The sequence below is a fragment of the Vibrio lentus genome, assembly GCF_002875945.1.
GTDB lineage: Bacteria > Pseudomonadota > Gammaproteobacteria > Enterobacterales > Vibrionaceae > Vibrio > Vibrio apostichopi.
On the sequence record NZ_MCZK01000182.1, the window covers coordinates 37,990 to 55,571 of the forward strand.

The following is a 17,582-nucleotide window of genomic DNA, read 5'->3' on the forward strand; positions in this document are numbered from 1 at the left end:
ATACAAAGGCTAAATTCCAATAACCAAGAGTTCGCAGTTTTGTTTGGTCATAGGCGCAGGAGGCACCATGTTTCAATTTATGACACCTACAAAGATCATCTTTGGTGATGGAGCACTTCAGGCTTCATTGTCCCTCTTTAATCAATACGGCTACAGCGTGTTATTGGTTACTGGCAACACGTTAGAACGCACTTCACTGGTCACCGATTATCTCGATGCGCAAAACATGCGCTATCAACACATTGCCGTTTCCGGTGAACCCAATATCAAAATGGTCGAAGAGGCCGCTATTTCGGCACGCCGATTTAAGCCTGATATGGTGGTTGCAATGGGTGGAGGCAGTGCAATTGATATGGGGAAAGCGTTAGCTGCTGTTTTACCGAACCAAGGTAATTTATACGACTATGTAGAAGTTGTTGGTCGGAATGTACCACTCAAAGCAAAACCACTGCCGTTTATCGCGATTCCTACGACAGCGAGTACAGGCGCTGAAGTCACTAAAAACGCCGTGCTTAAGTCTGGACAAGATCAAGTCAAAATCAGCCTTCGAAGCCCCGATATGTTAGCCGACGTGGCGATTGTCGACCCGACCTTAACGTACGGCACCAACTTGTATTTATCAGGACGTGGAGCCATGGATGCCTTTACGCATCTCATGGAAGCATATGTGTGTGGTGAGCCTAATTCGCTCACCGATATGATCTGTGAGGAAGGGTTACGTAAGTTAAGTGGCTCTGTGGTTAAAGCGTGCGTTTATGATGAACCTCAAGCTCGCTCTGATCTTGCCTTCGCTTCTATGCTGGGTGGAATGGCGATAACCAATGCCAAGCTTGGTGCCGCGCACGGATTGGCCTCCGCGTTAGGTGGCAAGATATCTGCGCCACACAGTGTTATAACAGCGCGCTTAGCGCCATTTGTGATGATGGAGAATATCGCGGTCGCGAGAGAGCAACAAAGAAATGACATCTTAGGGCGCTATCAACGAATTGCTCAGATTGTTACTGGAAGTTCCGAGGCGAAAGAGGAAGACGCGATTGCTTGGTTATCTGAAGTGTTGGACACGCTAAAGCTTCCAAGCTTACTGGAGTTTGGTGTCTGCGAAGCTCAGTTTGATGAGGTGTCGTCCGATGCGCTTAAGTCTGTTGCGATAAAAGGAAATCCTTTACCGTTGAATCAAGAGAGGCTTGTACATATTCTTCAGCAGGTTTGTGCGGAATGCGGTTGTGGAGGGGAATACCATGAGGCAGCCTCGATGAATCAAACAGCTCAACTTGCCCCAGAGCAGGCTACGGAGTCGAGTTTTACCATCATTAACTCTTATGCGTCTGAGAATAATGTTGTAGAGAAAGGTAATAGCTGGACGATCTAATAGCAGAAAGCAGAAAGCAGAAACATAAAACACATATAACGAGAAAGCTAAGCTAACTCAGGACAAATAAAAACGGAGCACTAGGCTCCGTTTTTTAATTCAACTTGTTATCAGTTCTGTCTTCGCAGATTAGAACTGAGAGTATTTCTCGTAACGTGAATCACGAAGTGACTCTTTCACACGCTTTAGGTTCTCTCTGAAGCCAGAACCACGACGAAGCGTAAAGCCTGTCGCTAACACGTCGATAACCGTCATCTGAACAACGCGGCTTGCCATTGGCATATAAACGTCAGTGTCTTCCGGAACATCCAGAGAAATAGATAACGAGCTCGCTTTATCTAGAGGAGAATCTTTTGCTGTGATAGCAATAACGGTCGCACCGTTTTCACGAGCCAGGTTCGCAATCTCAACTTGGCTTTTAGTACGGCCAGTGTGAGAGATAAGAACAATAACATCGTTATCACTGCAGTTAATGCAGCTCATTCGTTGCATCACAATGTCTTCAAAACACGTGATAGGGATATTAAAACGAATAAACTTGTTTTGAGCGTCTTTCGCTACAGCAGAAGATGCACCCAAGCCAAAAAACGAAATGCGTTTTGCTTGAGTCAGCAAGTCAACCGCTCGGTTTACTTGCATCGCGTCTAGACTGTTTTTAGCAACATCCAGACAAGCCATAGTCGATTCGAAAATCTTATGCGTGTAAGCATCAGGGCCATCGTCTTCTTCAACATTACGGTTCACGTAAGGTGTACCGTTCGCCAAGCTTTGAGCTAGGTGAAGTTTAAAGTCAGGAAAGCCTTTAGTGTCTAAACGACGACAGAAACGGTTAACTGTAGGCTCACTTACGTCAGCCATTTTAGCTAAGGTAGCAATGCTAGAATGAATTGCAGTTTGAGGGGAAGCCATAATTACTTCGGCTACTTTACGCTCAGACTTGCTGAAATTTTCCAGGTTTTTTTGTATTTTTTCTAATGTATTCATAGTGTTCACGAGGGTATAGAGAACAACTTGCTAGTTAATATCGTTTACCAGGGGGTATGGCTGAAGCAAATATCAGTAAAACAGAACCTAAAACAATGAGAGGTTTGCAATTACTGCTGCGTCAAATGGATATCAAGCTAACTAGCACCATAGAGTCAGTATAAACCCAACATACTATTAACTAATACAAAAACACGGCATGAATGCTTAAGAATATGACAAACCTCAACAAAATTTTAGAAAACTACAGAATTGGAAGAGAGTTTGAGCAAAAAGAATGCAAATTGAGTATGAACTGACAGCTTAGTTACATCAAAAAGAAAGAAATTTTCAAATTGATGCAACTAAAATTGAATGACTATGCGTTGATTTGCGTAACCAGTTTGTTGATTTTGCCCATCAGGTTTGGTGCAAGTTTAGAGATTTCACGCTGTTCTTCAAGCACAGAGGTGAGTATCTCATTGCCTGTAAGCGGGTTTGCCAATACAACACGGAAAACAATAATCGGTTGATGTGACCAAGCTTCTGGATTCAAGCGGGTTCTGGAGACAAAAGATTTGCCAGTTTCACGCTGTTTCTTCTGAATAAATTTAGTGAGCTCATTGAGTAACTCATTCAATTCAACACGTTGTTGAGCACCAGCTTTTAGCAATGCAGCTTTTACTGATTCAGGGAGGTAGCGATACGTCAGTAGACACAGCTCTGGCTCAGACACTAACTCAAAATCACTTTGTTCTTTAATCAGGTCAGCGAAGTAACGTGCTTTGTTGATGCTTTGGTCGATCAGCAGCTCATAGCCAGGGCGGCTGATGATGTGCATTGACGCATAAACGAGCATCGCCATACCGGAACGAGAGCCTTCTAGAGTGTGGCTACCTAGGTCTTTCGAACCCTTACGCAATATGTATTGAGCATGATGTTCAATTGCTGTCATCGCGTCTGGCTTCTTAAACAAAACCATACCTGCACCCATAGGGATGTAGAGCTGTTTATGTGCATCTATTGTCACAGAGTCCGCTAACTCAATACCATCAAGTAAATGACGGTGATTGTTCGACATCAGCGTTGCGCCGCCCCAAGCAGCATCCACGTGGAAGTGGCAGTCAGACTCGGCACACACCTCTGCAATTTCTCTTAGAGGATCGATATTGCCAGTTTCGGTCGTACCTGCGACGCCAATGACGGCGAAAGGCTTAATCTTGTTCTGCTTAAGCTGTTCGATCTTGAGTCTCAGGTCGTCAGTGCAAATACGATTATTGTTATCCGTTTTTACTGAAACAAGGCCTTCTTGGCCAATACCGAGTACATCGGCTGCTTTTTTCAGAGAATAGTGACCACGTTCAGAAACCAAAATAGCGAGACCTTCGTAGTCGTAGTGCTTCATGGCTTTGAACAAGCCTTCTTTCTCTACACCTTTAAACGAGCCTTGCGCTTTCAACGCATTATTACGAGCAACCCAAAGCGCAGTGATGTTCGCGATGGTACCGCCAGAACAAAACGCACCTAAAGAGTGGTTGGCGCTGTGCATCCAACGAGAATAAAACTGGTCGCTGTCTTGATAGATCAAACGGTGCAACATCCCCAAAACTTGGCGTTCAAGAGGAGTGAAAGCTTTTGACGTTTCGATTTTTACTAGATTCTGATTCAACGCAATCATTATTTTAGACAGCGGCATCAGGAAATAGGGTAGTGCAGACGTCATGTGGCCAATAAAACTTGGCGACGACGTATGTACAGAATGAGATACAAGAGAATCGAGGAGATGCTCGGTATGTTCTGAAACAAACTCAGGCTGCTCAGGGATATGAGCATTCGAAAAATCTTTCTCAATCTCACGCAATGGCTTTTCTTCAGCCACAATGTGTTCACGTAAGAATTGATTCAGGTTTCGTGAAAGTTTGTCTTCGATTTGAGTGAGTGTTGAATCTGGGCCTTCAGGTACTGTAAAGATACGTAGAAGACTGTCGAAGCTAACATCTGCTGTTTTTTGTTCCGTAACCATAGCAAGCGAGTTATTTTTCTTATATTGACGCGAGCGGGACAATTTAAACGAAAACGGGAACAATGTCCCGTCTTAATTATGAAATCCAACTTCCCACAAAAGCATAGTAAATCAAGGGTTATTTACACTTGATCGCTTCAAGTTTAGCAATCGACTGATTGTAACGCTGCAGTGCAGTATCGATTTGCTTAGGGTGGCTCAGTAGCTCAGCAAAAGCTGAACGTAGCTCGTAGTTTTGAGCGTGAGGGGTTGATTGACGGTCATCGAACGTCTGCTTCGCAATTTTTCCAAGCTCATCATCACGTGTTGATAGCGTCTTAATATCGTGCTGTTCTAGTTGTAACCAACCTTCAACCGACTGTGCTGTCGCAACTTTGCTTGAATCATTCACTAAGTAGTAGTTTACCGCAGCGCGGTTGAGTTCAAAGTGGTGTTTACGACCTTCTAGGAACCACTCACTGACTTCTTTGAGCTCTGGGTATTGCTCAGATGTTAATGCAGCAAGATCAGCATACCAGTTCAAAGAAGCGTCGATGTACGCATCATACTTTGTTGATTGGCATTGGTTTGTTTCAGACATTGAATCTGCTGCAAAAGAGAAAGTAGAAGTTGAAGCTAGCAGTAATGCGACGCAAAGGCGTTTCATAGTGGTTCCTTTTGTAAGTTTATTCTTTTTAGAACTTTGTCGTTACAGAGTACCGTGATCATTATTTGTTGAGCAATGACACTTAGTGTCTTTTTATTTCGGTAACTGTATCGGTATCTTGGGCTTTGGTACTAAGAAATGCATTCTAATCTAAAACAATCGCTATTCCTGCGATCTAGTTAGCAAGAGATACAAAGAACAACATCATAATCGGGACGAGAAGACTCAATATAAACCCGCTGACGATGGCGATTGGGACACATCGAACGCCGCCTGTTGTTTGAATGACAGGCAAAGTGAAGTCCATTGCGGTCGCACCAGCATAGCCAATAGAAGTACACGGATAACTGCGAATCAGCACTGGGATCAGCACTAGGGCAACCAACTCTCTCAGCAGCTCAAGCATGAACGATGCACCACCATAGACAGGGCCAAAAGCGTCACCCATTAGAATGCCTGCCAGGGAATACCAACCGAATCCGGATGACATAGCTAAAGCTTTAAAGAGGGGTATATCAAGTAAGTAAGCGGCAATCACGCCACCGATCATTGAGGTCACGATAATCGTAAGAGCGATCACCATGCCGTGTTTGTTCAGTAAGATTTGTCTAAGGGTCAATCCACTATTGCGCAGTTGAATGCCAATAAAGAACAGAAGAACGAATAGAATCCATTCACTTGCCGTATCGACCCAATCAAGCCCGATCGGGAGAACCAAGCCCGCGATGAGGCCAGAGCCGACCACCAGAATCAACTTAGCGGATTCCATCGCCATTGATGATAGCGGGAGCTTTTTCTGGCTGCTGTCAGTTTTAAGCGGCAGTAATTTATCGATTGCTGGCAGCGCCATTAGGTTGCATACGCTTAAACAGACAAAGAAAGTGACAGTATAAAGAAGGATTGTCTGTAGATTACTGCCTAGGTTATCGAGTGCGGCTAAGCTCAGCCCCATAAGCGATAGGATTACGTAGATCAGCCTAGACGTCGAGCGATTAATGAACTCTAACGTCTGGGTGTTTGATATAGAAAAAAGATACCCCACGACGAGTGGCGCAAATATAAAGATCATCCCTGTAAACATGCTTTCCCTTTTGCATTTACTTACTATTACAACTACTTAGCAATTCTACGGTGACTTAGAAGCCGCTAGCGTTGATAACGTCGCTTAGCTTTGCATTAAAATCATTTTTACTCAAGTTGCTTAATTTATAAAGAACTTCGGCACCCGTGACATTAAGCTCCACTTCATGTTCATCGATGTTTTCATCCTTGTTTCTAAACATCAAAAGGTGATTGGCAATTCGTGCAATATCAAGATAAGACACTTCGCGCTCTTCTTGCTGATTGATGGTGTTACTACACACATCAATGAAGTCACTGTCGAATCCCCAACGTCTAAGAACCAGCTTACTGGTTGCAGAGCATTGGCCTTGGAATATTTGCAGAGCGATATCGTGGTCTAGGTAGTTCCCATTTTCGAGATAGAGGTGATACTCACTTACTAGGCAGAACAAATCAATATCGGCTAATAGCCCGACGAGTAGAGATTTCTCATGCTCGAGGTAGCGATATTCGATAGGGGACAGTTCTTTGAAGCTATTGGTAACCAGTACCATCGTCGCGCCAAGTTCTTTTGAAATAGAAGCGCTTTGCATCAAAACCTGATTACATTCGTGGTTTAGATTCACAGAATGCTTAAGCTGTTCGATAGCTTGGGCGGTAACGATGTCTCTTACTCTCAATATGCCTAAGCGTGATACTGCCGTCATAATGTCGACACAGGTGATATTCCGTCTGTTAAATACCACAGAGTTAGCAACGCGAATCACGATAGCTGTGAGGCCAGGGTCTTCAAGTAAGCACTCAGCAACCTCGGCAATGCCCGTTGAATCTTGGGTGCATAATTTTTGAATTTTTAAGACGACTTCAGGGATAGGAGGAAGGGTTATTTTTCCCGCTGAGATAGAATGGCCAACAAGTTGGGCAAACTCTGATTCTAGACCCTTTAAGAGAAGAGCCTTATTTTGTGGTAGCCAGAAAAACGATAAATGATTCATATAAAAAGTAAAAAATGTATGTGGACCTATTTTACAAGCCGCGATGCTGCGAGGCAATACTCATCGGGCCTCATAAACCTAGAAAACTTGAACCGATGTATCACCAAACATCAAAAACCATTCATATTTTGATGTTTTACTGTGATGTCAATCATGAAAAACTAGAATACTCAATTGATTGATGTGAACTAAGTCCAGACTTATTTTTCTTTTCAAAGTATCATTTATTTAAAGGTGAAAAACGAAATTATAATATTCACCTAAACAATAAAAAATAGATTTAACATTTTTCGCATAAAAAAGCTGCTTGTCTGGTGATCAACCTAATCGGGGTAATTTGATTAAGGATCAACGGATATGACCGAGACAGCATTTATTAATTACGTGAATCAATTTGGTGAGCATCAAAAACGTTCTATGTTCGGAGGTATTGGCCTCTTTCAAAATGACGCTATGTTCGCTTTGTTGAGTGAAGGTTGTTTATTCATTAGAGGTGGCAAGTCATTAGATAAAAAACTGACGGATCTTGATTGTGAAAAGTATCGTCATGTGAAAAAACAGACAACAGCAACCGTAAATTACTACGATATTACGGATCTGTTTACATGTGAACATCCTGAATTGGATAGCATTATTCGTACTTCAATCGATAATTCAATTCAACAACGTAGCTTCAAAAAATCATCCGCTAGCCGTAGATTGAGAGATCTTCCAAACATGCAACTCACATTAGAGCGCATGGTGAAAAAAGCAGGTGTTGATGATGTTTCAATGTTTATGCAGTTAGGCGCGCCTGAAGTGTTTAATAAGGTTCGCGAAGCGTACGGCAATGATGTTGACCTAAAACTACTTTGGAAATTTGCGGGCGCAATTGATGGTATCCACTGGAAACTATTGCAAGAACCACGCAAGCAGCAATTATTGAAGAGCTGCCACTAAAGAAGTCATCCCTCTATGCTTAAGATTACTGTTAATAAATAAAAACCGAGGAATGTCCTCGGTTTTTTTGTTTCTGTCTTAGCCGGATTTCTTAATAGACTAAGTATCAAAAGGCTAAGTGCTCATGGAGAGCTTATTTGTTAGGGCTGTCTCGCTAAGTATTAGTACTTGAAACGAGCAGTGAACATAAGTTGATCACCGTAGAAGTCGTTGATACGAGCTTCAGCACCTAGAGAGAATAGCTCTGTAGAGTGGAAACGAGCGTAAACAGAACCTGTCCAATCATCGTTGTCATCGATTGAAACGTAACCACCTTTACCGCCCACTTCTAGTTGTGGACCAAGCCATTGGCGAACACCAACGTTGATTTCCATGCCGATATCAGTAGAGCTTGAGTTTTCAGGCTGAACGATACGCGCTAGCATTTCACCAGTTAGGTCAGCCCAGTTGTTTAATGGAGCGTGGAAACCAAGACCTACAGCTGAGTCGTAATCGCCTTCAAATTCTGAATCGATACGTGCTATAGCGTGAGCATTCGGGTGAATTGACTTACTGAACGCACCACCAAATGTTACTGGGCTAGCACCGATACGTGCTTCAAAGTAATCGTAGTTAAAGTTACTCATTACTTGTGGTTGTTCATCAACAGCTAGTGCTGGGCTAGAAGCCAATAGCATAGCGGTAGTAAGTAGAATTTTGCGCATAACGACCGTAAACCTTTAATTAGTGTTAATTCCTTTGGTTTGAGAAAAATCAGGCAAACCATAAACATTGAGACAGTTTAATCTAACTCACGGAAAAGTAATCCATAAAAATGCGAATCATTTGTCAATTAGCCAAAAAATGAGCAAATTATGTATCAGTCTGTAACTGAGATCTCATGTTTTTGGGCGATTCACAAAAAATTAAGCGTTACTCGCCAAAACTTGTCCGTTTATTCGCCATCGCGGTAAGGATGCGTTCGGTATCTAGGATAGAAGTCCAGTTTAATAACTGCTTGTCATTAGCAATCACGAAGTCGGTTAACTGTTGTGTGATCGTGTCTCTGAGCTGGTCGCCTCGCCAAGGCTTAGAGATATAGAAATCAAGTGCAGCATTATTGATGGCCGTTACTGTGTCTTCAAGCCCGGCTTGGCCTGTGAGCAGCAGCTTGCGCGTTGGTTGCGTCGAGTCATGCTGGTTGAGCTCGATGAGAAAATCGATGCCTGTTTTGTCAGGCATGATGTGGTCACACAAGATTAAGGCGAGCTTAATACCATCTTGTCCCATTTCTTTAATCACTTGCTTGGCTTCATCGACCGATTCGGCTCCTTCAACAATAAAGTTTTCTTCAAATGGCGCTAAGTCTTGAAGGACACTGTTGAGAACTTCAGGTTCATCATCGACACATAAAATTAGGTACTTATTCATGAGGTGCTCCTTCTTGTTTGAACGGAAGCCACACTTGCATGTGAGTATGGCTGCCAACCTCAGACTCGACCAAAATAAAACCTTGATGAGCCGAAACGATTTGTTGAGAAATGGATAACCCAATCCCTAAGCCAAAGTTGCCTTCTTTTTTGGTGGTGAAGTTTGGGTTGAAAATAGTGTTGATGTCTTCCTTGGCGATGCCGTGGCCAGTGTCTGATATTTGCACCACTAAAAAAGTGTCGTCTCCCTCTGTTTGTTGAGAGGTGGTAATAGAGACGGTTCCTCGTTCTGAAAGCGCATCCAGTGCATTGGAGATAAGGTTTGTCCAAACTTGTTGTAACGCGAGCGACTGGCACAATAAAGGCGGCAGAACGGTGTCGTAATGCTTTTCGAGTTGATGATGTTTAAGTCTGTTTTCAAATATAACTAAGGTATCTTCAAGTCCTTCGTGAATATCCGCGTAGTGACGCACTTCTTCATCTTCTCGGGCGTAGCTTTTTAGGCTTTTCACCATATCGGCAATGCGCTTGCTGCACACTTGAATCGACCGAATAGAGTTTCCTACATAATGGTAATGCTCTAAGTCGTTAAGCAGTTCTTTGCCCGCAATAGGGGAGTCTTTTAAAGTATCTAAAACCACAGAGTCTTGGCTCAAGTTCAGTCTCACGGCTTTTTTAGCTAGCGTACGATCATTGATAGTCGATAAGAGGTGCTTAACGAGTTGCCTCTCTTGCGCCGTGGATAGAGGCTTGGCTAGTTTTGAATGTGCCAATACTTCCGTCCCTTTATTCGATTCTGGGAGTGACGAGTTTTCCAGTATTTGGTCTAGGTGTTCTGATAGGGTTTCAATGCTACGCAATATAGCTGCAATCGGATTATTCAGTTCGTGAGCAACGCCTGCTACCAGTTGACCCAGCATCGCCATCTTCTCTTTCTCGATCAATTGTTGATGGGCTGATTCCAATGATTCCAGTGTTTGTTGCAGCTTGATCTTATTGGTGATGCTTCGTTGCAAACGTCGATTAAAGTGACGGAGCAGCAGATTAGTAAAGAGCGGGAGCAGGGTATTGTTTGAATGCATAACCTGAGCAAAGCTATCTTTATCAAGCTTGATCACTCGTGTCTGGGTTAGGGTGATCGCAGTAGAGAACGAAGGTTCACCCGTCACGAATGACATCCCACCGACAATGTTGCCCTTAGAGTGACGCACAACTTCGCGTTGTTGCCCCAGCTCATCTTTTTTATAGAGAGCGGCTTCACCTTCAATGATTAACCAAAGAAAGCGATTGTCTTCACCTTCTACAGTCAGTAGATGTTCTGGCGAGTAATCACGAATGGCTTTGGTTTTGTCGTCTTTCGAAAAGACATCCTGCAAAGCATTGACGACACGCTCAGCAAGGGCGTTGTCAGAAAGCTGGTGGTAATCGTGAATGAACCCAGATTGGAACGAATGAATCTTTTGTTCGATGTGTGCTCTGAGTAAGCGTTGTTGATCCAACGCATTACTGTAAGACAACAGGTTTTCTGGGTCGTACTCGATGACAAAAGAAGTTAGCTCTTTTTGTGCTGATTTGAAGAGAACCTGGTCTTGAACCGGTTTGGTTAGGCAGTGGTTGAGTCTACCTTCGTTTACTGCGGTTAGAATCGATTGAATGTCTGACGAGGCGCTCACCAATATCGTTCTCGCGGTATTACTATGGGGCAGCTGTTCAAGTTCAATCAGGAATTGCACACCATTGAATTCAGAATGATGGTGAGAGATCACCAAGGCGACGGTTTGGTGATTGTCGTGGATATCTTCTAATGCGTGATGCGCATCTTCTAGGTTCTCAGCAGTATAAATGTCAAATACATAAGACAACGGAGCCAGCTCCGAGCGTATTCTTTCAATGCTCACCGGATTATTGTCCAAACAAATAACAGCGTATTGATTCACGGTTCAACCTTAGTAGTAGCGACGCTTCTAGCCTATCAAGAAGCGCTTAATAAGGATGAGAGCTAGCCGTTAATTTGTTGAGGGAATTGAAGTATCGAGCAATAGACTGATTTAACTCAATGTTTCTTGTTTGCTACTGATGGGTTAGACTAAAAAAAACAGACTAGTGTAGAAAGAGAACTCATGGAACAGTTAAGAAAAATTGGCGCAATTGGCGGAGCAATCGCATTGGCACTTTGTTGGCCACTCGCGGTTGGGCAAATTGGACAAAACGCAATTACAGATGGCGTTGCAAAGCTTAACAATTCAAGCATTCAAGCTGAGATCGTGGAATACGATAGAGGTTATCTTTCTTCTAATGTAACCACTCGCGTAACTGTGACGGATGAGAGCTTGAAAGAGCAACTTGCGCTCGATGGTTTACCAAGTGAGTTTGTCATTAATAGTGCGGTTAGCCATGGTTTAGTGAGCTTAAACGCGCTGTCGACGTTTGAGAATACTGACATTCTGCCTCTTACTCTGACTACCAGCACAGAGCTAAACGGCAACACGGATTTCAACTTCGAGTTAAGCCAGTTCAATCACCAAGGCTCAGAAGAAAATGGTACCTCGGTATCTATCACGAAGTCGAATCTGTCTGGGCATGCCACTGTATTAGGGCAGGTCGATTACGAGCTTTCTATCCCATCGGTTCAAATTGATTTTGAAACGGGTGAAGAGGTGACACTATCTAACCTAAAAGGTATTGGTTCAGGCCAACAAGCGAAAGGTTACTGGTTAGGCACGCAGAACTTTACTATTGATAGCTTCTTGATTTCAGATTCTGCAATGCAGCCATTCATGACCATCGAAAACTCTAAGTACGATTTTGAATCGCATCTAGATGAAGCGACTAAGCGCTTGAGCAGCAGTCTTAAGTTGGATATCGCCAACATTGAAACCAACGAAGGCCAGTTGAACAATCTAAACGTCGATTTTGAAATGTCGAAACTAGATAGCCAGTCGTTTGAGAAAATCTTTGAAATTTACCAGGCGAATCCTGTTCTGACGCAAGAAGATGTGGCTGAGATCATTCCGTTCATCGATGTACTGTTTGCTAAAGGCTTCGACCTTTCAATGAACAACATGTCGTTAGAATTAGGCAAGGGTCAGTTTGAATCTAAATGGTTAGTGAGCGTACCTGAAGGCACAGAGAACATCAGCAGTAACCCTTCAATGATTGTTCCTGCATTAACCGGTAATGTTCAATCTAGCTTCTCAAATGAACTTGTCGAAGAATACCCATTCATCCGTGAAGGGATCGACGAATTGATCGTGATGGAAATGATCAAGCAAACAGAAAGTGGTTATGAAATCACGGCTGACCTAGAGAATGGAAATCTAGTGTTTGAAAATGGACAAGAAATTCCATTAATTGCACTGCTTATGCCGGCTTTTGTTCAATAAAAAGAGTCGGGCTTAATACTGATAGGGCGATCTAGCGGGTTAAGTTAAACATTTTATACGGTACGAAACAAAAGAGGTCTTAAGACCTCTTTTGTTGTTTTTATGTTGGGTAAAACATGGTATTACTTGCATAGTTATTATTTAGCAGGAGCAATCATCCCCATGGAACTTACATTAGATAACGTATTCAACTTTAGTGCTGGCCCAGCGGCACTGCCTAAACCGGTAATGAAACAAGCACAAGCGGACTTCATTGATTGGAATGGTTTAGGCACTTCCGTTATGGAAATCAGCCATCGCAGCAAAGAGTTTATTCAAGTTGCCGATGAGTCTGAGCAAGACCTACGTGATCTTCTGAACATCCCAGACAACTATAAAGTTCTTTTCTGTCAGGGGGGCGCTCGTGCTCAATTCGCTGCTGTTCCTCTAAACCTTCTAGGTGACGCGACGAAAGCGACTTACATTGATGCGGGTTACTGGGCTGAAAGTGCGGTGACTGAAGCAAGTAAGTACTGCGAAATCGACGTATTCAATGCTAAGACATCGATTGATGGCAAAGCGGCTGTTGTTCCGGCTAAAGATTGGAAAATCGACCCAGAAGCGGCATACGTGCACTTTTGTCCAAATGAAACCATCGATGGCATCGAAATCAGTGAGCTTCCTCAAACGGATAAGCCTATCGTTGCTGACATGTCATCTAACATCTTATCTCGCAAAATCGATGTGTCTCAGTACGGTGTTATCTACGCGGGCGCTCAAAAGAACATTGGTCCCGCAGGTATTTGCATCGCTATCGTACGTGATGACCTTCTGGAGCTTGCGAACGAAGTGTTGCCAAGCATTCTGAACTACAAAGTGCTTGCTGAAAAAGACTCAATGTTCAACACGCCGCCAACTTACGCATGGTACTTATCTGGCTTAGTTTTCAAATGGTTGAAAGCTCAAGGTGGTGTTGAAGCGATGGAGCGTGTTAACCAAGAAAAAGCAGCGCTACTTTACAACGCGATTGATGATTCTGCTTTCTACAAAAATGACGTTCATACGGCAAACCGTTCAAGAATGAACGTACCTTTCCAATTAGCGAAACCAGAACTAGACGGTAAGTTTTTAGAGTTAGCTGATGCTGCGGGTCTGAAATCGCTAAAAGGTCACAGAGCGGTAGGCGGAATGAGAGCTTCACTTTACAACGCGATGTCTTTGGAAGGCGTGCAAGTATTAGTCAGCTTCATGAAAGACTTCGAAGAGAAATACGCTTAATCAATAACAGAAGTTTGAACAATAAATAGCATCCTTGCTTTGGATTGTGTCAGATGTACTAAACGAGATGAATGCCGCTTTTGCGGCATTTTTTTTTTGCCTAAAAAAGCATAAAGGGTATGATATTCTGCAATGTATTGTTCAGAGTTAAGCTGAACAATAAGGTTTGGTTGTTATCGGGGGAGAGCAACTTGTATCGATAAAAAGTATGAACAGATAGCTTGGTTTCTCTGTTTATTACTGACCTTTTACTATATAACGTCTTGCCCCAAAGTAACGATGAACCCAAACAGCCAATGTCATCACCATTCTTGATGATTTCTGGCGCCATTCGAGACATGATACTTTTCGCCATGAGGAATTAGGTGTGAGATTTTTGAGTATATTAGCGGCGTTGTTCCCCGTGGTTACTTGCGCCTCTACGCTCGAAATATGGGCAGGTATCAATTACGAAACCGCTGATTATGTTAAAGAACACATCGAATCGATGACTGATCACCGTGTCGAAATACGACCATTTGATATCAACAGTATCCGCTCAGAGCTTCTTGTCGCAGACCCTCGAGACAATACCTTTCCTGATGTCATTTGGGTGCCTTCTGATTTCTTAGGGCTCACTGAGTATATTGAGCTCGCAACGTTACCTTCCGCTTGGGTCGATACTTCACGCTATGAGAAAAAAGCTCTTGATGCCGTAGTGATTAATGGTGAACTTAAGGCGTTACCAGTCGGAATCGGTAACCAGTTAGTTCTGTATTCGAACAAGCCGCAAGACCATTCCATTACTTGGGAAGAGTTGATTCAACGCTCATCTGATTCGAACCGTGCCACTGTTTTGTTCCCAAATCCAAACATGTACTTCTATTTGGCTTTCTTCCAGCTGTTTTCTCAAGAGATGCTTTCATCAATAAACATTGATGGGGAAGGTTTGGTCTCAATTTTTGAGTTCATCGATAAGCTTGAGAAAGCCAAAACCATTGAAGCGTCTTGCAATGAGACATGTGCGAGGCAACGTTTCATTGCAGGTGAAGTCGAGTTTTTGATTGATGGTGATTGGGCTTTTAGCGAACTCGATCAGGCGTATGGCGAGCACTTACATGTGAACTCTTTACCTACCTATCGCGACAAGGCGATGTCTTCATTTAGTGGCGCCAAGATTTTTGCGATTACAAAGAAAGGGATGAACAACCCAGAGAAAAGAGAAGCATTAAAAGAAGTTGTTCAGTACTTACAATCGAACAGCTTTACTTATTTGGCGCATTCAAACGCGATGATCTCGCCATTTCGAGAGGTGAACCAACGCCGTGTTGCAGAAGGAAATACCACTTTCTCTAACATGTACGATGAATTTCAATCATCGCAGATGATGTCGAGCGACTACAAAATGGCGATCGTATGGGAAGCTTCAGCACGAGCGTATGAGCGATATAAGTCGGGAATGCCGAGGCAAGAGTTGAACAAGTTTTACGATGACTTTGTAAGCTACTACTCAGCGAACATGAGGTCTGGCGATTGAAACTTTCATTGAAATACTCCATGGGTTTGGTGTTCTTGGCGTGTTCGTTATTTCCAGTTTATCTAGCCGGTCAACTCATACTGAATAAGCAGAATGAAAGCTCTCTCGAACAAAAAGAGATCAAGCTCGCCAACTCAACGGCAGGTATTCAGCAAACGGTGCAAGAGCAGCTCAACCTTACAGCCAGTCTCACGCAGTGGTATTCGCAAGATCGTTCATTGATTAAAGCGGGTGGGAATATCTTTTTCTCTAGTGTTGTGTGGGACAAGATGGAGAGCTTTAACGCACTAGCCGATAGCGTGTCCGCAACCTATATATTGGATAGTCACTGGAAGCCCATTTATGACAGCAAAGGTAGCTTGTATCATTTTGAACAAAGTCAGTTACTTGAGGATTTGAAACGTCCTCAGTCTGCGTACAAGCAAGGTAAGTTGTTTCATGCTGAGTTTATCGAACCGGAAATCGCCGATAACGCGGATTCAGGTATCGTTTTTGTCGCGCCAATTTTGCCGTATCGGTTGATAGAGGGCTCAAGTTATACGCCGCAAGGTTATCTTGTCGTGCTGATGGGCTACGACCGATTAGAGTCTAAAGTCGCGCCTTTCCTATATGACAATGAGTCAGTGGAGTTTGATTACTTGGCTTCGGTTAGCGATAAAACTGAAGAAACAGGCACCCAGTTCATTTCTAACGACAACAAGCTGTTTTCAGAAGCATTAACATTAGCGGTGAAACACCATGTATCGGACAGTGCTCGTTTACGGGAGATGCAGCAATCTCAGGTAGTGTTTGTTCGAATATTATTTGCGACATTAGCCGTCGCAATTGTCTTCGCGTTGATGTTGAATCGCGCCTTTTCGAGACAACTTAATTTGCTCACAGGTTCGGTGGAGTCCTACTCAAACAATCAGCCTCCTGAGCACAATCCAGATAAGCATCGTTTTACTGAGTTCACTGTATTTAGCCGTTTATTGGAAAAGATGTGGTCTCGAATACAGAGTCAATTGAGTGAACTGAAGGTACGTAATGATCAGTTGAGATCCGCCTATCAACAAATCAAAGAGAACAACCACAAGCTTGAAAGTTTTAACACACAGCTAGAGCTAACGGTGGAAGAGAAAACGAGTAAATTAACGCATTCATTAGCCCGCGAAGAGTCTCAGAAAAACCGTATTCTTAAGATCGTTAAGTTTGCTTCTATGAGACAAAGTGTCGAGTATCGCTTGATTCCTGAACTGGTGAATCAACAACTGGAATCGTTACTTCCTGACAGCTTAATCCAATTCAGCTTTAACTCTGTTTCTGAAGGCGACATGGCTCGTGGTGACGTTGTTCATGGTGACATTGCTGATAGAGACATGACTAGTTGCGACAAAGATTTAAAAGATTCAAAAGGCACCACGATTGGCCACTTCTTGTCTCAGGACTTTGGTTTACTGAGCGAGGAAGACTTATTGATTTTCGACCTATACCAAAAACAGTTAGCTGGTTGGATAGAGCTTGAGAACATTACTCGCATCAACATGCCAACAGGGTGCTACAACCGTAAAGCCTTCGACGAAGATCTGGATTTCTCTAAGCAACGCGCTACAGAGTACAAAGACAGTTTGTCTTTGCTGATCATTGATATTAATGGACTAAAGACTGCTAACGATCAGTATGGACACGCGGTGGGTGATGAGTTGATCAAAGGTTGTACGGATGTGATTCGCAATAGGTTAAGCCATACCAGTAATCTATATCGATTAGGTGGTGATGAGTTTGCCATTCTTACTTTGAAGCCTGCTGAGCAACACGCGCAAGACCCTCACCAACTCGCTGAGCAGCTGTACGCGGATCAAATCGACCAGGCCATCGAAACACAAGTCGGCGTTAGCATACCGGTTAGATTCTCGATTGGCGTCGCGTCAACGGAATCGACAGAAGTCGAGCAGCTGTTCTCTCAAGCAGATGAAGATATGTATCGCCAAAAGCGTCGTTACTATCAAGATCTAGCTGAAGTAGCAAAGTAGTGTGAGTC

The 17,582-nt window shown here is 43.2% G+C and carries 14 protein-coding genes; 6 read left to right on the forward strand and 8 right to left on the reverse strand.

Translation table 11 applies throughout. From position 1 onward, the window contains the following. Positions 1-67 precede the first annotated feature (67 nt). Positions 68-1,369, forward strand: coding sequence for an iron-containing alcohol dehydrogenase (locus tag BCT49_RS25045; RefSeq protein ID WP_102439044.1), 1,302 nt, complete (start codon positions 68-70; stop codon positions 1,367-1,369). A 129-nt stretch (positions 1,370-1,498) separates the two neighbouring features. Here the strand turns inward: BCT49_RS25045 and BCT49_RS25050 are convergent, their stop codons facing one another. The 5 genes from BCT49_RS25050 to BCT49_RS25070 all read right to left on the reverse strand — a co-directional run bounded on the left by BCT49_RS25050 (position 1,499) and on the right by BCT49_RS25070 (position 7,058). Beyond that, positions 1,499-2,353: a MurR/RpiR family transcriptional regulator gene (locus tag BCT49_RS25050; protein WP_004734686.1), complete on the reverse strand. Its 855-nt coding sequence runs from the start codon at positions 2,351-2,353 to the stop codon at positions 1,499-1,501. A 358-nt stretch (positions 2,354-2,711) separates the two neighbouring features. Continuing rightward, entirely contained in the window at positions 2,712-4,355 is a 1,644-nt protein-coding gene (panP, locus tag BCT49_RS25055) for a pyridoxal-dependent aspartate 1-decarboxylase PanP (protein WP_102439046.1), read from the reverse strand. 118 nt (positions 4,356-4,473) lie between these two features. Next, on the reverse strand, positions 4,474-5,001 hold the full coding sequence (locus tag BCT49_RS25060) for a hypothetical protein (RefSeq protein ID WP_102439048.1): 528 nt from the start codon (positions 4,999-5,001) through the stop codon (positions 4,474-4,476). Positions 5,002-5,176: 175 nt separating this feature from the next. Further along, positions 5,177-6,082 carry a lysine exporter LysO family protein gene (locus BCT49_RS25065; protein WP_017111641.1) on the reverse strand — a complete coding sequence of 302 codons (906 nt, stop codon included), beginning with the start codon at positions 6,080-6,082 and terminating at the stop codon, positions 5,177-5,179. 55 nt (positions 6,083-6,137) lie between these two features. Then, positions 6,138-7,058, reverse strand: a complete 921-nt coding sequence (locus BCT49_RS25070; RefSeq protein WP_102439050.1) for an HDOD domain-containing protein — start codon at positions 7,056-7,058, stop codon at positions 6,138-6,140. A 357-nt stretch (positions 7,059-7,415) separates the two neighbouring features. Between BCT49_RS25070 and BCT49_RS25075 the strand changes: the two genes are divergently transcribed. Further along, positions 7,416-7,997 (forward strand): TfoX/Sxy family DNA transformation protein, encoded by a 582-nt coding sequence (locus BCT49_RS25075; protein ID WP_017060401.1) that lies wholly within the window; start codon positions 7,416-7,418, stop codon positions 7,995-7,997. 161 nt (positions 7,998-8,158) lie between these two features. Here the strand turns inward: BCT49_RS25075 and BCT49_RS25080 are convergent, their stop codons facing one another. The 3 genes from BCT49_RS25080 to BCT49_RS25090 form a co-directional block, all read right to left on the reverse strand. Then, complete coding sequence (locus BCT49_RS25080; protein WP_017108221.1) at positions 8,159-8,701, reverse strand: hypothetical protein; 543 nt, start codon at positions 8,699-8,701, stop codon at positions 8,159-8,161. Between the two features lie 208 nt (positions 8,702-8,909). Then, entirely contained in the window at positions 8,910-9,407 is a 498-nt protein-coding gene (locus BCT49_RS25085; RefSeq protein WP_102439052.1) for a response regulator, read from the reverse strand. Continuing rightward, positions 9,400-11,343, reverse strand: coding sequence for an ATP-binding protein (locus BCT49_RS25090; protein ID WP_102439054.1), 1,944 nt, complete (start codon positions 11,341-11,343; stop codon positions 9,400-9,402). The genes BCT49_RS25085 and BCT49_RS25090 overlap by 8 nt, the downstream gene beginning before the upstream one ends. 183 nt (positions 11,344-11,526) lie before the next feature. Between BCT49_RS25090 and BCT49_RS25095 the strand changes: the two genes are divergently transcribed. The 4 genes from BCT49_RS25095 to BCT49_RS25115 all read left to right on the forward strand — a co-directional run bounded on the left by BCT49_RS25095 (position 11,527) and on the right by BCT49_RS25115 (position 17,574). Beyond that, positions 11,527-12,789, forward strand: a complete 1,263-nt coding sequence (locus tag BCT49_RS25095; protein ID WP_102439056.1) for a DUF945 family protein — start codon at positions 11,527-11,529, stop codon at positions 12,787-12,789. Between the two features lie 162 nt (positions 12,790-12,951). Then, positions 12,952-14,046, forward strand: coding sequence for a 3-phosphoserine/phosphohydroxythreonine transaminase (serC, locus tag BCT49_RS25100; RefSeq protein WP_102439058.1), 1,095 nt, complete (start codon positions 12,952-12,954; stop codon positions 14,044-14,046). Between the two features lie 367 nt (positions 14,047-14,413). After that, positions 14,414-15,562 carry a sugar ABC transporter substrate-binding protein gene (locus BCT49_RS25110; RefSeq protein ID WP_102439060.1) on the forward strand — a complete coding sequence of 383 codons (1,149 nt, stop codon included), beginning with the start codon at positions 14,414-14,416 and terminating at the stop codon, positions 15,560-15,562. A gap of 20 nt (positions 15,563-15,582) precedes the next feature. Next, positions 15,583-17,574 carry a diguanylate cyclase gene (locus tag BCT49_RS25115; RefSeq protein WP_102439062.1) on the forward strand — a complete coding sequence of 664 codons (1,992 nt, stop codon included), beginning with the start codon at positions 15,583-15,585 and terminating at the stop codon, positions 17,572-17,574. The last annotated feature ends 8 nt before the right edge of the window (positions 17,575-17,582 follow it).

Bases quoted from the DNA above. Each gene is read 5' to 3' on its own strand.
- BCT49_RS25045 (WP_102439044.1), top strand. From the start codon at position 68: ATGTTTCAATTTATGACACCTACAAAGATCATCTTTGGTGATGGAGCA.
- BCT49_RS25050 (WP_004734686.1), bottom strand. From the start codon at position 2,353: ATGAATACATTAGAAAAAATACAAAAAAACCTGGAAAATTTCAGCAAG.
- panP (WP_102439046.1), bottom strand. From the start codon at position 4,355: ATGGTTACGGAACAAAAAACAGCAGATGTTAGCTTCGACAGTCTTCTA.
- BCT49_RS25060 (WP_102439048.1), bottom strand. From the start codon at position 5,001: ATGAAACGCCTTTGCGTCGCATTACTGCTAGCTTCAACTTCTACTTTC.
- BCT49_RS25065 (WP_017111641.1), bottom strand. From the start codon at position 6,082: ATGTTTACAGGGATGATCTTTATATTTGCGCCACTCGTCGTGGGGTAT.
- BCT49_RS25070 (WP_102439050.1), bottom strand. From the start codon at position 7,058: ATGAATCATTTATCGTTTTTCTGGCTACCACAAAATAAGGCTCTTCTC.
- BCT49_RS25075 (WP_017060401.1), top strand. From the start codon at position 7,416: ATGACCGAGACAGCATTTATTAATTACGTGAATCAATTTGGTGAGCAT.
- BCT49_RS25080 (WP_017108221.1), bottom strand. From the start codon at position 8,701: ATGCGCAAAATTCTACTTACTACCGCTATGCTATTGGCTTCTAGCCCA.
- BCT49_RS25085 (WP_102439052.1), bottom strand. From the start codon at position 9,407: ATGAATAAGTACCTAATTTTATGTGTCGATGATGAACCTGAAGTTCTC.
- BCT49_RS25095 (WP_102439056.1), top strand. From the start codon at position 11,527: ATGGAACAGTTAAGAAAAATTGGCGCAATTGGCGGAGCAATCGCATTG.
- serC (WP_102439058.1), top strand. From the start codon at position 12,952: ATGGAACTTACATTAGATAACGTATTCAACTTTAGTGCTGGCCCAGCG.
- BCT49_RS25115 (WP_102439062.1), top strand. From the start codon at position 15,583: ATGGGTTTGGTGTTCTTGGCGTGTTCGTTATTTCCAGTTTATCTAGCC.